This is a genomic window from Micromonospora sp. NPDC049107, assembly GCF_040648595.1.
Classification (GTDB): domain Bacteria; phylum Actinomycetota; class Actinomycetes; order Mycobacteriales; family Micromonosporaceae; genus Micromonospora.
This window is the reverse complement of the sequence record NZ_JBEZEC010000002.1, coordinates 139,464-153,856: the sequence shown is the minus strand read 5'-3', so window position 1 is coordinate 153,856 and position 14,393 is coordinate 139,464. Positions and strand designations below refer to the sequence as shown.

Below are 14,393 nucleotides of genomic sequence, written 5' to 3'. Positions count from 1 at the left end.
CTCCCGCTCCGCGGCGACAGAAACCGTAATGTGGATCACTGTTCAGCGGAAGTCGCGGGAGGCGGGACTGACCGGCGGCTCGATGGCGTCCAACCGGTCGGCGACCAGGTTGGTCACTCCCTCGTGGCGTTGCAGTCGTCCCCGGACCACCAGCGCGGCGCTGGTGCGGGCCACCCGCCGATAACGCTGCCACAGACCCGGCGAACAGGTCACGTTCAACATCCCGGTCTCGTCCTCCAGGTTGAGGAAGGTCACCCCACCAGCGGTCGCCGGGCGCTGTCGATGGGTGACGATGCCACCGACCCGGATCCGCTGGCCCGGCTCCACCCGGCCGAGCCGGGCGATCGGCACCGCCCCCAGCACGTCGAGCTGCCCCCGGATGAACCGGGCCGGATGGCTCTCCGGCGACAACCCGGTGGCCCACACGTCCGCTACCAGCCGATCCACGGCCTCCATGCCGGGCAGCGTGGGCGCCGTCGCGCCGGTCACCGTGCCGGGCAGCCGGCCCGGTCGGTCCTGGGCCGCCGCGCCGGCGGCCCACAGCGCCTCCCGCCGGGTCAGCCCGAAACAGGCGAAGGCGTCCGCGGTGGCCAGCGCCTCCAGCTGCGCGGCGGTCAGTCCGACCCGCCGGGCCAGATCCGGCATGTCACGGTACGCCCCACCGGCCGTCCGCTCGGCCTCGATCCGCTCGGCCACGTCCGATCCGAGGGTACGTACGCTGGACAGCCCCAGTCGGACGGCCGGACCGCCCAGCCCCCAGGCGTGCGGCGGCTCCCCCGGCTCGCTGCCCCACCGGGTGTCCGGGGTGGACTCGAGCACCGCCAGAGCACCGCTGGCGTTGATGTCCGGGCGGCGGACCTCCACCCCGTGCCGGCGGGCGTCGTCGACCAGGGTCTGCGGCGAGTAGAAGCCCATCGGCTGGGCGTTGAGCAGCGCCGCCAGGAACGGGGCCGGGTGGTAGCGCTTGAGCCACGAGCTGGCGTACACCAGGTAGGCGAAGCTCATCGCGTGGCTCTCCGGGAAGCCGTAGCTGGCGAACGCGGTGAGCTTGCGGTAGACGTCGTCGGCCAGCTCGCCGGTGATGCCCCGCTCGGCCATCCCGGCGTAGAGCCGGTCGGCGATGCGGGTCATCCGCTCGACCGACCGTTTCGCGCCCATCGCCCGGCGCAACTGGTCGGCCTCGGCCGCGTCGAAACCGGCCAGGTCGATGGCGAGCTGCATCAACTGCTCCTGGAACAGCGGCACCCCCAGGGTCTTCTCCAGCGCGTTACGCATCAACGGGTGGGCGAAGGTCACCGGCTCCTGACCGTTCTTACGCCGGATGAACGGGTGCACCGAACCGCCCTGGATCGGGCCGGGACGGATCAGCGCCACCTCGACCACCAGGTCGTAGAACTCGCGGGGCTTGAGCCGCGGCAGGGTGGCCATCTGGGCGCGGCTCTCCACCTGGAACACCCCGACCGAGTCCGCCCGGCAGAGCATGTCGTAGACCTCGGGATCGTCAAGCGTCATGTCGCCGAGATCCAGCCGGGACCCGATCATGTCGTAGCCGTAGTGCAGGGCGGAGAGCATGCCCAGGCCGAGCAGGTCGAACTTCACCAGGCCCACGGCGGCGCAGTCGTCCTTGTCCCACTGCAGGACGCTGCGTCCGGGCATCCGCCCCCACTCCACCGGGCAGACCTCGATCACCGGACGGTCACAGATCACCATCCCGCCCGAGTGGATACCCAGGTGCCGGGGGAACGTCTGCAACTCGTTGGCGTACTCCACCACCTGCTCCGGGATGCCCTCGACGTCGACCGTGGCGACCGAACCCCACCTGTCGATCTGCTTGCTCCAGGCGTCCTGCTGACCGGGTGAGAAGCCGAACGCCTTGGCCACGTCCCGCACCGCGGACCGGGGCCGGTAGGAGATGACGTTGGCGACCTGGGCGGCGTGCTCCCGGCCGTAGCGGGTGTAGACGTGCTGGATCACCTCCTCCCGCCGGTCGGACTCGATGTCCACGTCGATGTCCGGCGGGCCGTCCCGCTCCGGGGCGAGGAACCGCTCGAAGAGCAGCCGGTGCCGGACGGCGTCCACGTTGGTGATCCGCAGCGCGTAGCAGACCGCCGAGTTGGCCGCCGAGCCCCGGCCCTGGCAGTAGATGTCCTTCTCGCGGCAGAACGAGACGATGTCGTAGACCACCAGGAAGTAGCCGGGGAAGCCCAACTCCTCGATCATGTTCAGCTCGTGGTCGAGCTGCGCGTACGCCGCGGGGTGCGCCTGCGGCGGACCGTAGCGCTCCCGGGCGCCGTCGGCGGTCAGCTTGCGCAGCCAGCTCATCTCGGTGTGCCCCGGCGGCACCGGGTACGCCGGCAGCTGCGGCGCGACGAGTTGGAGGTCGAAGGCCAGTTCGGCGCCGAACTCGGCGGCCCGCGCCACCGCGCCCGGGTACGCGGCGAACCGCGCCGCCATCTCCGCGCCGCTGCGCAGGTGGGCGGTGGCCGCCGCGGGCAACCAACCGTCGATCTCGTCCAGGCTGCGCCGGGCCCGCACCGCGGCGACCGTGGTGGCCAACCGCCTCCGGCCGGGACTGGCGTAGTGCACGTTGTTGCTGGCCACCGTCGGCAGCCCGGCCGCGGCGGCCAGCTCGGCGAGCGCGTCGTTGCGGTCGGCGTCGACCGGATGACCGTGGTCGGTCAACTCCACCGCCACCGTCTCCGCGCCGAAGAGCGCAGTCAACCGGTCCAGCTCGCGGGCCGCCGCGTCCACCCCCTCGGTGAGCAGCGCGCCCGGCACGTGCCCCTTGCGGCAGCCGGTCAGCACCAGCACGTGGTCGCGCAGCTCGGCGGCGACCTCCTCCAGCTCCCCGTAGACCGGGCGGCCCTTCTCCCCGCCGCGTAGCTGGGCGCGGGCGATGGTGGTGGCCAGCCGGGCGTACCCCTCATGGCCGTGCGCCAGCACCAGCAGGTGCGCGCCGTGCGGGTCGGGTTCGCCGTTCTGCGGGCCCGGTAGCCCGAGGGACAGCTCCGCGCCGAAGATGGTCGGCAGGCCCAGCGTACGGGCCGCCTCGGCGAACCGGACCACCCCGTAGAAGCCGTCGTGGTCGGTGACGGCCAACGCGGTGAGCCCCAACCGGGCCGCCTCCTCGGCCAACTCCTCGGGGTGGCTCGCGCCGTCGAGGAAACTGAAGTTGGTGTGCGCGTGCAGCTCGGCGTAGGGCACCACGCCGTCGGGACGGGCCAGCTCCGGCGGCTCGTACCGCTCGCGGTGGCGACTCCAGGCCGGCGAGTCACCGCCGTCGGCGTCCACGGCGAGCGGATCCACCACGTGCAGGTGCCGCTCGGCGCGCGGCCGTCCGCCGCCGGCCCGGCCGGAGAGCACGCTCTCCAGCTCCGACCAGGGCATCTTCGGGTTGTGAAAACTCATCCGGCCACCCCGGCCACCCCGGCGGCGCTGGCGGCGCTGGTCCGTCCGACGCTGGCCGAGACGTTCCAGGCGTCGCTGGCGTTGGCGTTGGCGCTCCCCGCCCGCGGCGAGAGGTGCGATGAGCGTGATGACTCACAGGCATCAAGATGCCGGTGAGTCATCACGCTCATGAGGACATCTGCTCTCCGGCCAGCGCCGGGCCGGCCAGCGCCGGGCCGACCAACACCGGACTCGCCGACACCGAGCCCGCCGACGCCGCGCCAGGCGACGCCGCGCCAGGCGACACCGGTCAGGGGCCGATCTGACTCAGTCATAGATCGCCTCCACCAGCCACTGCCCCGACTCCACGGCGAGCAGCAGAGCGGCACCGTCGGCGAGGCTGACCTGGAACCGGGCCCGGCGGTGGGCCTCGGCCGGCGCCCACCAGCGCTCGTCCACCGGCCACGGCCCGGCCCAACCCACGATCTCCGCCGGCTGACCGGCGCCGACCACCAGTCGGGCCGGTGGGGCGCTCACCGCCAACCGCGCGCTGATCACCACCGGCTCGCCGGCGGCGTCGTGCACGGTCGCGGCGAGTGGGCTGGGCAGCACCACGGCGGGCGCGGGCGGCGGCAACCGACCCGGCCACGGCGGAATACCCGCACCCATGCCTGCGCCCGCACCCATGCCTGCGCCTGCGCCGGTGTCCGCACCGGCACCAGTACCCATGCCCACGCCGGCGACGGCCGGTGGGCCGGGTCGGGTCGGGAGCCGCTCGTCGCCCCACGGCACGAGGCGCACCTGGTCGGCCGGAGAACGCCCGCCACCGAGCACCGCCGTGACCACCGCCTCCGGGCCGAGGATGCCCTGTACGCGGCTCAATGCCCGGTGCGCCCGCTCCCGCTCCTCGCCGGTCTCCCCCCAGAGGCCGGTCTGCAGGCCGGCCTGGGCGACCACCCCGTCCGGGATCAGCCGCAGTCGGATGATCCCGGACGTCGGGCGGGCCGGGCGGGCGCCGGCGCGACCGCTGCTGCCGGAGAGCCAGCCGTCGAGCTGCCAACGCACCCGGTCGGCGATGGCGGCGGCGGTGAGCAGACCGTCGTGCCGCCACACCCGGTGCAGCTCCTGCCCGTGCTCGGTAACCGCCTCGATGCCGAGTCGGGTGCAGGCCAGCCCGTGCCCGGCGAGCCGGGCGTGCAACTGCTCGGCCAGGGCACGGGCGGCGAACGCCGCCGCGTCGACCCGGTCGATCGGATCGTCGTACCCGGCGGTCACCGTCAGGTCGGCCGGCGGCTGCCGGACGGCGAGCGGGCGGTGGTCCCGGCCGGCGGCCAGCCGGTGGGCCAGCGCGCCGTCGAACCCGAAGCGGGCCAGCACGTCGCCGGCCGGTAGCGCGGCGAAGTCACCGAGGGTCCGCACCCCCAGCCGGCGCAGCAGGTCAGCCAGCGCGGACCGACCGAGCGCCTCGACCGGCATCCCGGCCAGGAACGCCGGCGTCCCACCCGGCGCCACCACCCGGCCGGTGCGGGCGGCCAGCCCCGCGGCGAACACCCCGTCGGCGATGCCCACCTGGCTCTCCACCAGACACGACTGGGCGACGTGCTCGATGAGCCGTTCGGCGGCCGCCTCCTCACCGCCGAGGTAGCGACTCGGGCCCCGGGCGGCAACCGCACAGGCGCCCGGCCGGACCACCTCGACACCGGCCACCAGTTCCTCCAACGCGGCGACCACCGGCTCGAACGCCCGGGCGTCCCGGCCAGGGTCGTAGTCCACGACGGTGAGCTGCGGGCAACGACCCTGCGCCTCCCGCTTGCGCAGCCCTCGGCGTACGCCTTCGGCGCGGGCCCGCTCGGAGCACGCGACCACCCGGTTGGCGTGCAGGACGGCGACCGGGCCGGTGGCTGGTATCCCGTCGACGATCTCGGCGGCGAGCACCGGCCAGTCCGGGCACCACAGCAGCAGGGTCCGGGTCGGCGAGCCGGTCACCCCGACCCGACCAGGGCGAGCGGCCCGGACGGTCGGCCCACGGTCGATCGCACCGTCCGGGGAATGACGCGGGTGAGCTCGGCGTCGGGGAGCCAGACCTTGATCTCCTTGGGGCGGGCGGCTGCTCCCCGCCCGCGCGCCGACACGGTGACCTCCCGGCGGCGCAGCCGCCCCCGACCCTGACCGAGCCCTTCCCAGACCCCGCGGACCACCTGCAGCGTCACGTCCGCGCCGTCCCACCGGCCGTACGGGACGAGCACGCTGCCGCGCTGCCGGGCCCGGGCGGCCAGCCGGGTGGCGACCGAGGCGGAGACCGCGGCCGGTACGGCGGTGACCACGACGTCCACCCCGTCGATCAACGCGGCGACCACGGTGGCCCACTCGGGACCCGGATTCGGCACCAGGGCGAGCCGGTCCAGGGAGATGCCCAGCTCGGCCGCCGCACCCGCGCCGAACGTCGGCACCCCGACCACCGCACACCACGAGCCGGCCCGGGACGCCTCGGCCAGCAGTGCGAGCACCAGCGAGGTACCCCCACTGCGGCGGGGCTGACCGGCAGCGACAGCGATCGTGCTGCCCCGGCGTAGACCCCGGTTGGGCAACAGGCCGGTCAGCTCAGGCGTCACCGGTAGCACGCGGTGGCCGCCCACCGGATCGGGCGCGCTCGCTGGGCGTACCAGATCGGCCAGCGCGGCGGAACCCACCACCATGCGGCCCGCCATTGGACCAACCCCCCGTCGTTGCTGTGGAACAGATCAGGCCGCACCGTGACGCCGGCCGCCCGGCTTCCCTTCCAGGCGGCCGGCGTCACGGCGGTCTCACGCCGCGAGGCCGTCCAGGGCTGGTTGGTGTGCCACGCCGAGCGCGGTCTCCACCACCGTGACGAACTGTTCGGCGGCGCGGAGCAGGTCATCGGCCTCCCGGGCGCTGACCACCCGGGGGATGCCGGCTTCGGCGGCGGCTCGCTTGCTGGCCCCGGCCGCGAAGAACCGGGCCCACTCGTCGAGCTCGGGGGCGACGGCGCAGAGCAGGACCCAGACGCTGGTGATCCGGTTGCGCCGGCTCGGGGCGGGACGGGCCCGGGCGGCGAGCAGGGCGGCCGCCGCGCGCAGCGCCGCCAGGTGGGCGGCCGCGTAGCGCAGGCCGTCGGGTCGGGTCTGGCCGGCCTCGACCAGCCCACGGCGGGCCAGGGTGAGGAGCTGGGCAGGGGTGCGGTGCGGCAGCACGTGCGCCGGCACCGTCGGTGCCTGAGCCGGGTTGGTCGGCATGGACTGTCTCCTCCACGTGGCCGGGGTGTCGGTCGGGGCGGTGGTGCCGCCGACGAGACGCCGAGGTCGGGTGGGTGCGGAGGAAGACGCACCAGGGGTGGCCGGCCGGGTGTGGATGCTTCCCCACACCACACCCGGCCGGCGTACCGGCGGGTTCGTCGCCCGCCGCCCGGGGGTCGTGGGCGGCGGGCGACGCTCCTGCCTGATGGGACCGGGCTCGCGACTGCCCGGAAACCCAGGTGCGGCCCGCGGAGCCGCACCGGCCGGAACTGGCGCCGCGAAACACCGCGCTCCGGCTGGTTGGAACGAGCGTTCGAGACAATCGAACACTCGTTCTAACTGCTGCTGACAGTACACCTCCCCTCCGACGAAAATGCAACGTGTGACGCGCCAGGACTCGCCGTGACGTGTGCCGACGTGAACCGGCGCACACAGACCGGGAAGAATGACGGGATGCAGCCACACCCGAACGTACGGGCGGTGCAGGACGCGCTGGACGGCGCCGGCGCGCTCGACGACGCCGGTCAGCCCAGCACGGTCCGACTCCTGCCCGACGCGGTGCACACCGCGGTAGCCGCCGCCGAGACGCTCGGCGTCGAGGTGGGCCAGATCGCCAACTCGCTGATCTTCGACGCGGACGACGCGCCGCTGCTCGTGCTCACCTCCGGCGCGCACCGGGTGGACACCGCCGGTCTGGCCGCGTCCATCGGCGTCACCCGGCTGCGCCGGGCCACCCCGGAGTTCGTCCGCGAGCACACCGGCCAGCCGATCGGCGGGGTCGCCCCGCTCGGGCACCCTCGGGCGCTGCGCACCCTGGTGGACACGGCGCTGGCGACGTACCCACAGATCTGGGCGGCGGGCGGCGTGCCGCAGGCGGTCTTCCCGACCACCTACGCCGAACTGCTGCGCGTCACCGCCGGCATCCCGGCCGAGGTGGCGTGAGCGAGCGAAGCGAGCGAACCAGCCGGCACAGCAGCGATGCGCTCGCGCCGCCGCGAAGCGGTGGCGTGAGCGAGCGAACCAGCCGGCCCAGCAGCGCCGTACCGGAGCTGGTCACCCTGCACGTGTGGCGGACCGCCCGGAGCGCGCTGCCCCGGGCGCTGATGAGGATGGCGGTGGATCCGCGTCGGCTGCGCGCCCTGCCGGGCGTCCGGTTCGGCAAGCTGCTGGGCACCGGGACGGGCACCGGCTTCGGCCCGGGTGACGCCGACCTCACCAGGTGGGCGACGCTGACCGTCTGGGACTCCCCCACCGCGGCGGCCGGCTTCGACGACTCGCCGGTCGGGCGGGCCTGGGCGCGCATCGCCCAGGCGCAGGTCCGGGTCGACCTGCGTCCGCTGAGCAGCCGTGGCGAGTGGTCGGGCGAGCGGCCGTTCGGCGAACCACCGGGCGGTCGGGTGGCCGGGCCGGTGTTGGCGTTGACGCGGGCCCGGTTGCGGGCACGTCGGGCGGCCACCTTCTGGCGGGCGATCCCGCCGGTGGCGGCGGCCCTGCGCGACGCGCCGGGGTTGCTCGCCCGGTTCGGCGTGGGCGAGGCCCCGTTGGGCTGGCAGGGCACGGTCAGCGTGTGGCGCGACCCGACGGACCTGGTGGCGTTCGCGTACCGTCACCCGGAGCATCGGGCGGCGATCATGCGAACCCCCACCGCGGGTTGGTACGCCGAGGAGCTGTTCGCCCGGTTCGAGGTACGTGACGTGGTCGGCGACCGGACGGTCCTCGGGTGGGTCGCCGACGACGGCGACCAGGCGACAGGGAAGGGTGGACGGGCATGAGGTTGGTGCGCTGGACGCCGGACGACCTCGTCCGACGACTGGACGATGTGGTGGCCGTCTACGGCGAGGCGATGGGGTACCGCACCGACCTGTTGGAGGCCCGGCGCGGCTACATCGCCACCCACGTCCGCCGGCCGGGGTTCCGGGCCGTGGCCAGCCTGACCAGCGAGGGTCACCTCGCCGGCTTCGGGTACGGCTATCTGGGCAGCGCCGGCCAGTGGTGGCACGACCAGGTGCACCGGGCGCTGGACGGCCCGACCCGCAAGCGCTGGCTCACCCACTGCTTCGAGGTGGTCGAGCTGCACGTCCGCCCGCCCGCGCAGGGGCACGGCCTGGGCGCCGGCCAGTTGCGGGCGCTGCTCACGATGGCCGAGGGCGACACCACGCTGCTGTCCACCCCGGAGGCGGAGGAGCAGACCTCGCGGGCCTGGCGGCTGTACCGGCGCTTCGGCTTCGTCGACGTGCTGCGCGACTTCCACTTTCCGGGTGACGAGCGGCCGTTCGGCGTACTCGGTCGGGACCTGCCGCTCGATCCCCCGGCGTCATGACCCGGCGGATCTCCTGGACGCTGCTCGGCGTCCTGGTGTTCGCCCAGATCTGCTACCCGCTGACCACCGGCGCGACCCGGGCCGGGCTGACCGTGGCCACCGTCGTGCTCGGCTGGCTGCTCTCGGTCGGTCACGCGCTGCTCAGTCGGGGCCCCCGGGTGGCGGCGGCGTTGGTCGCGGTGGCCACCGGCGGTGGGTTCGCGATCGAGGCGATCGGGGTGGCCACCGGTGTGCCGTTCGGCAGCTACGACTACTCGGGCGAGCTGGGTCCCAAGCTGGCCGGCGTACCGCTGATCATCCCGCTGGCCTGGACCTGGATGGCCTGGCCGGCCTGGCTGGCCGCGGTCCGCCTGACCGGCGGCGGCACGGCAGGTGGTGGCACGACGGCCGGGCGGTGGGTGGGCAGGATCGCGCTGGCCGCGCTGGGGCTGGCGGCGTGGGACCTCTTCCTCGACCCGCAGATGGTCGCCGAGGGCTACTGGGTCTGGCGTGACGCCACCCCCGCGCTGCCCGGCCTGACCGGCATCCCGGTCAGCAACTACCTGGGTTGGCTGCTCTTCGCGGTGCTGCTGATGAGCGCGCTGCGCCCGCTGGCCGGTCCGACCGCCGAACGCACCGACCGGCGGGACCACCCGATGGTCGCGCTCTACCTGTGGACGTACTTCTCCAGCATCCTGGCCCACGCCGTCTTTCTGGACCTGCCCGCCTCGGCGCTCTGGGGCGCCGCCGGCATGGCGGTCACCGCCGTGCCGCTGACGGTGACGCTGCTGCGTGCCCGCCGGGACGGCGAGACCCGCCAGGAGGATCACCGGCCGGACCGTACCGGCGTCGACGCGACCCGATGACCGTCCTGTCCGCCCTGCTGTCCGTCCTGCTGGTCGCCGTCGCCGCGTTGACCGCGCACACCTGGGTCAACGCGGCCCGCTGGCTGCGCCGGCCCACCGACGCACCGGACGTGGTCGGCGAGTCGGTGGCCGTCCTGCTGCCGCTGCGCGACGAGGCCACCCGCGTCACGCCCTGCCTGCGCGCCCTGCTCGCCCAACGGGGCGTACCCGGGCTGCGCATCGTGGTCCTGGACGACGGGTCCACCGACGGCACCGCCGACGTGGTCCGCGCGGTGGCCGGCGACGACCCCCGGGTCACCGTGCTCACCGGGGTCGCCCCGCCACCGGGCTGGCTGGGCAAACCGCACGCCTGCTGGCAGCTCGCCACCCGGGCCGCCCCGGAGGCCACCGCGCTGGTCTTCGTCGACGCCGACGTGGTGCTCGCCCCGCACGCCGTCGCGGCGGCCGTCACCGAGTTACGCGCCGCCGGCGCGACGTTGCTGTCGCCGTACCCCCGGATCGTGGTGGCGACGGCGGCCGACCGGCTGGTCCAGCCGTTGTTGCAGTGGCTCTGGCTGACCTTCCTGCCGCTGCGGGCGATGGAACGCTCGCCGCGGCCGTCGCTGGCCGCGGCGGGCGGCCAGTTCCTGGTGGTGGACCGGGCCGGCTACACCGCCGCCGGCGGGCACGCCGCGGTCGCCGACAAGATCCTGGAGGACGTCGAGCTGGCCCGCGCGGTCAAGCGGGCCGGCGGTCGGATCGCCCTGGCCGACGGGTCGCGGCTGGCCACCTGCCGGATGTACGACGACTGGCCGCAACTGCGCGACGGGTACTCGAAGTCGCTCTGGGCGTCGTTCGGGCACCCGGGCGCGGCGGCGGCCGTGGTGGCGGCGCTGCTGCTGCTCTACACCGCCCCGCCGCTGGTCGCGCTGGGAGGGCTGGTGGCCGGCGCGCCAGGGGTGGCCGCCGTGGGCCTGGCCGGCTACCTGCTCGGAGTCACCGGGCGGGCGCTCACCGCCCGCGCGACCGGGGGCCGGTGGTGGCCCGACGCGCTCGCACACCCCGTGTCGGTCGTGGTCCTCGGCTGGTTGACCCTGCGGTCGTACCATCTGCGCAAGCGACGCCGCCTCACCTGGCGGGGCCGTCCGGTCAGCTAGGGAGGGCACGGCATGGCGCGGATCGTGGTCGTCGGCGCCGGGATGGGTGGCCTCGCCACCGCCGCCCGGCTGGCCGCCACCGGACATCAGGTGACCGTCTTCGAGGCGGCCGACGCGGTCGGCGGCAAGCTCGGCCGGTACGCGCACGACACCCCGGCCGGGACGTTCCACTTCGACACCGGGCCGAGCCTGCTCACCCTCCCCGAGGTGTTCCACGACCTGTTCGAGGCGACCGGGGCGAAGCTCGACGAGTACCTGGACCTGGTCCCGCTGGACCCGATCGTCCGGCACGTCTTTCCCGGCGGCGGCCCGACCCTTGACTCGTGCGCCGACCCGGCGGAGTTCGCCGCGCGGATCGGGGCCGCCTTCGGTGACCGGGCGGCGGCCGACTGGCAGCGGCTGTGGGGCCGTGCCGAACGGGTGTGGCGCGCCTCCGAGCGGGACATCCTGCGCCGCACCGTCGACTCCCCCCGCGACCTCGCGTCGCTGGCCTGGCGGCTGGGCGACCTGGCCGCCATCGCGCCGGGCCGCAGCCTGCGCGGCCTGGGCCGCCGGCACCTGTCCGACCCGCGGCTGCGAATGCTGCTGGACCGGTACGCCACCTACACCGGCGCCGACCCACGCCGGGCCCCGGCGGCGCTGGTCGCGGTCCCCTACGCCGAGCTGGCCTTCGGCGGTTGGTACCTGCGCGGCGGGCTGGGCACGCTCGCCGACGCGCTGCTGACCCGCTGCCTGGACCTCGGCGTGGTCGTGCAGACCGACACCCGGGTCACCCGGATCGACGCGACCGGCGGCCGGGTACACGGGGTACGCCTCGCGGGCGTCGCCGCTCCGGTCCCCGCCGACGTGGTGGTGGCCAACGTGGACGCCCTCACCGTCTACCGTGACCTGTTGCCGCACCCGCGCCGGCTGGCCGGCCTGGCCGACCGCAGCCTCGCCGGTTTCGTGCTGCTGCTCGGCGTCTCCGGCGACACCGGGCTGGCCCACCACAACGTCTTCTTCCCGCGCGACTACGACGCCGAGTTCGACGCGGTCTTCGGCGACCCGGGTCGAGGCGTACGGGCCCGGCCGGCTGTCGACCCGACGGTGTTCGTCACCGTGGCCGACGACCCGATGGCCCGCCCGGCCGGGCACGAGGCGTGGTTCGTGCTGGTCAACGCCGCCCGGCACGGCACCACCGGTGGGGCGGTCGACTGGCGACGCCCGGGGCTCGCCGACGCGTACGCCGACCGGATCCTGGACGTGCTGGCCGAGCGCGGCGTGGACGTGCGGGACCGGCTGCTGTTCCGTGAGGTCCGCACCCCAGCCGACCTGGACACCGCGACCGGGGCGCCGGGCGGCACGATCTACGGCACCGCCGGCGGCCTGCTCCGCCCGGCCAACCGGGGCCCCGCGCACGGGCTGTGGCTCGTGGGCGGCTCCAGCCACCCCGGCGGCGGGCTGCCGATGGTGACCCTCTCCGCGCAGATCGTCGCCGACGAGATCGGCCCCGCCTGGTAGGTCGTAAGGAAGGGCACCTTACTAACGCCTGCGGTAGAGGAAGGGCCCCTTGCTAACGCTGCGGGAGATCAGCCGGCTAACGCTGCGGGAGATCAGCCGGCGTCGAGGAGCGCGCGGCGGACGGTGGACAGCAACTGCCCCAGCCCGAAGCCGGCGAGCAGCACCCAGACCGCGGTCGCCATGGTGATAGTGCCGGCGGCCAGGTCCGGCTGGATCAGACCGGCCAGCCCGGCGACCACCAGACCCGCCAGCGCGACCGAGACCCGGGTGGGTCGTTCGCCGACGGTCACCGCGCCGATCTCACGCATGCCGGCCAGGGCCGCGCGGGCCCGGACGTACTCGTGCAGCCAGGACAGCGCACCGGCCGCGACGACCAGCGCGCCGGGCGCGCCGACCAGCCAGAACGCCAGCAGCCAGGCCACCTCGCCGAGCCGGTCGGCCAGCGAGTCGTAGACGTAGCCGAGCCGGGTGGTGCGGTCGGTGGCGACGGCCACGGCGCCGTCCACACTGTCGGCCACGGCGGCGAGCAGCACGAACAACGCGCCGAGGAACGGGCCGTCGCCCGGCCGGGTCGCCAGCAACGGTACGCAGAAGCAGAGCAGCACCCCGACGACGGTGACCGGGGTGGGGCCGACCCGAAGCCGGCCCAGCACGTACCCGACGTGGTAGGCGAACCGCAGCCAGGCGCGTACCACCGGCGCGGCGACCCGTGGGTCGAACCCGCCGTGCAGCCGCGCCCACGCCGTGGCGTACTGGTCCCAGTTCAGCTGTGTGCCCACCTGGGGATCAACCGTCGTGCCGGGCATCAGGTGTCGCCGACTCCGCGTTCACACCCGCGCGCCGGCCTTGAGGTTCTGCCAGACCTCCCGCGTGGCGGTGGACCGGTTGAGGGTGATGAAGTGGATTCCGGGGACGCCCTCGTCCAGCAGCCGGCGGCACATCTCGCTGGCCTGCTCGATGCCGAGCTGGCGCACCGCCTCCGGATCGTCGGCCACCCGCTCGAAACGCGCCGCCAGCGCGGGCGGGAAGGGCGCCCCGGAGAGCTGCACGGACCGCTCGATGGTGCCGATCTGGGTCACCGGCATCACCCCGGCCAGGATCGGGGTGGCGCAGCCGGCGGCGGCCACCCGGTCACGCAGGCGCAGGTAGTCGTCGGCCTCGAAGAACATCTGGGTGATCGCGAACTCGGCGCCGGCCCGGCACTTGCGGACGAACTGCGCGGTGTCGCTGGCCACGTCGGGTGAACGGGGGTGCTTGTACGGGAAGGCCGCCACCCCGACGCTGAAGTCGCCGGAGTCACGGACCAGCCGGACCAGGTCCTCGGCGTAGTCGACGCCCTCGGGGTGCCGGACCCACTCGCCGCCGGGGTTGCCGGGCGGGTCACCGCGCACGGCCAGCACGTTGCGCACCCCCACCCCGGCGAGCCGCCCGATGACGTGTCGCAGCTCGGCCACGGAGTGGTTGACGGCGGTCAGGTGGGCCATCGGCAGCAGGGTGGTGTCGGTGGCGATCCGCTCGGTCACCGCCACGGTGGTGTCCCTGGTCGAACCGCCCGCGCCGTAGGTGATCGACACGAACGACGGACGCAGCGACTCCAGCTCGCGGATCGCCTGCCAGAGCAGTCGCTCCCCCGCCTCGGTCTTGGGCGGGAAGAACTCGAACGAGAACGTCGGCTGACGGTCACGGATGAGCGCCCCGATCGCCGGCTGCGGATTGGGGAGTACCGAGGGAAGACCGAGCGCCACGACCCGACTCTAGCGGGCGGCGCCACCGTGACCCAGAAGCTTCCCACCGTGCGCACGAGTCGACCGGTCCCGAACGCGGCGCGGCCGGGCGGGCAGAGTCGTCGTACCCCAGGGGTAGTAATGAGGGGCGCGGAAGAGGCGGCGGGGGGCGGCCGGTTCCGGCGTGGGGGTCACACAGCCGAGGTGCGCCCGGCCGTCGAGCGGCG

General features: G+C 74.6%; 13 protein-coding genes. 7 read left to right on the top strand and 6 right to left on the bottom strand.

Annotated features, from left to right (window positions below; translation table 11 throughout):
• Window positions 1-42: 42 nt before the first annotated feature.
• Complete coding sequence (locus tag AB0B55_RS05880) at window positions 43-3,408, bottom strand: error-prone DNA polymerase (protein ID WP_357126905.1); 3,366 nt, start codon at window positions 3,406-3,408, stop codon at window positions 43-45.
• Window positions 3,409-3,560: 152 nt separating this feature from the next.
• On the opposite strand from AB0B55_RS05880, the gene AB0B55_RS05875 reads away from it, so the two are divergent.
• Window positions 3,561-3,713: a hypothetical protein gene (locus AB0B55_RS05875; RefSeq protein ID WP_357126899.1), complete on the top strand. Its 153-nt coding sequence runs from the start codon at window positions 3,561-3,563 to the stop codon at window positions 3,711-3,713.
• Between the two features lies 1 nt (window position 3,714).
• On the opposite strand, the gene AB0B55_RS05870 is transcribed toward AB0B55_RS05875, so the two are convergent.
• The 3 genes from AB0B55_RS05870 to AB0B55_RS05860 form a co-directional block, all read right to left on the bottom strand.
• Window positions 3,715-5,373 carry a DNA polymerase Y family protein gene (locus AB0B55_RS05870; protein WP_357170697.1) on the bottom strand — a complete coding sequence of 553 codons (1,659 nt, stop codon included), beginning with the start codon at window positions 5,371-5,373 and terminating at the stop codon, window positions 3,715-3,717.
• On the bottom strand, window positions 5,370-6,095 hold the full coding sequence (locus tag AB0B55_RS05865) for a hypothetical protein (protein WP_355049446.1): 726 nt from the start codon (window positions 6,093-6,095) through the stop codon (window positions 5,370-5,372). The genes AB0B55_RS05870 and AB0B55_RS05865 overlap by 4 nt, the downstream gene beginning before the upstream one ends.
• A 96-nt stretch (window positions 6,096-6,191) precedes the next feature.
• Complete coding sequence (locus tag AB0B55_RS05860) at window positions 6,192-6,641, bottom strand: SAV_6107 family HEPN domain-containing protein (protein WP_234589090.1); 450 nt, start codon at window positions 6,639-6,641, stop codon at window positions 6,192-6,194.
• 453 nt (window positions 6,642-7,094) lie between these two features.
• On the opposite strand from AB0B55_RS05860, the gene AB0B55_RS05855 reads away from it, so the two are divergent.
• The 6 genes from AB0B55_RS05855 (at window position 7,095) to crtI (ending at window position 12,442) form a co-directional block, all read left to right on the top strand.
• A complete protein-coding gene (locus tag AB0B55_RS05855; RefSeq protein WP_357126892.1) occupies window positions 7,095-7,583 on the top strand; it encodes a YbaK/EbsC family protein in 489 nt (162 codons plus the stop codon).
• A gap of 161 nt (window positions 7,584-7,744) precedes the next feature.
• A complete protein-coding gene (locus AB0B55_RS05850; RefSeq protein ID WP_357127321.1) occupies window positions 7,745-8,413 on the top strand; it encodes a monooxygenase in 669 nt (222 codons plus the stop codon).
• Window positions 8,410-8,961, top strand: a complete 552-nt coding sequence (locus AB0B55_RS05845) for a GNAT family N-acetyltransferase (RefSeq protein ID WP_355049443.1) — start codon at window positions 8,410-8,412, stop codon at window positions 8,959-8,961. Before AB0B55_RS05850 ends, AB0B55_RS05845 begins: the two co-directional genes overlap by 4 nt.
• Window positions 8,958-9,806, top strand: a complete 849-nt coding sequence (locus AB0B55_RS05840) for a carotenoid biosynthesis protein (RefSeq protein ID WP_357170695.1) — start codon at window positions 8,958-8,960, stop codon at window positions 9,804-9,806. The genes AB0B55_RS05845 and AB0B55_RS05840 overlap by 4 nt, the downstream gene beginning before the upstream one ends.
• A complete protein-coding gene (locus AB0B55_RS05835) occupies window positions 9,803-10,942 on the top strand; it encodes a glycosyltransferase family 2 protein (RefSeq protein WP_357170693.1) in 1,140 nt (379 codons plus the stop codon). The genes AB0B55_RS05840 and AB0B55_RS05835 overlap by 4 nt, the downstream gene beginning before the upstream one ends.
• A gap of 12 nt (window positions 10,943-10,954) precedes the next feature.
• Window positions 10,955-12,442, top strand: a complete 1,488-nt coding sequence (gene crtI / locus AB0B55_RS05830) for a phytoene desaturase family protein (RefSeq protein WP_357170691.1) — start codon at window positions 10,955-10,957, stop codon at window positions 12,440-12,442.
• 92 nt (window positions 12,443-12,534) lie between these two features.
• Here the strand turns inward: crtI and AB0B55_RS05825 are convergent, their stop codons facing one another.
• Entirely contained in the window at window positions 12,535-13,248 is a 714-nt protein-coding gene (locus AB0B55_RS05825; RefSeq protein ID WP_357170689.1) for a CDP-alcohol phosphatidyltransferase family protein, read from the bottom strand.
• Window positions 13,249-13,269: 21 nt separating this feature from the next.
• On the bottom strand, window positions 13,270-14,187 hold the full coding sequence (gene metF / locus AB0B55_RS05820; protein WP_355049438.1) for a methylenetetrahydrofolate reductase [NAD(P)H]: 918 nt from the start codon (window positions 14,185-14,187) through the stop codon (window positions 13,270-13,272).
• Window positions 14,188-14,393 lie beyond the last annotated feature (206 nt).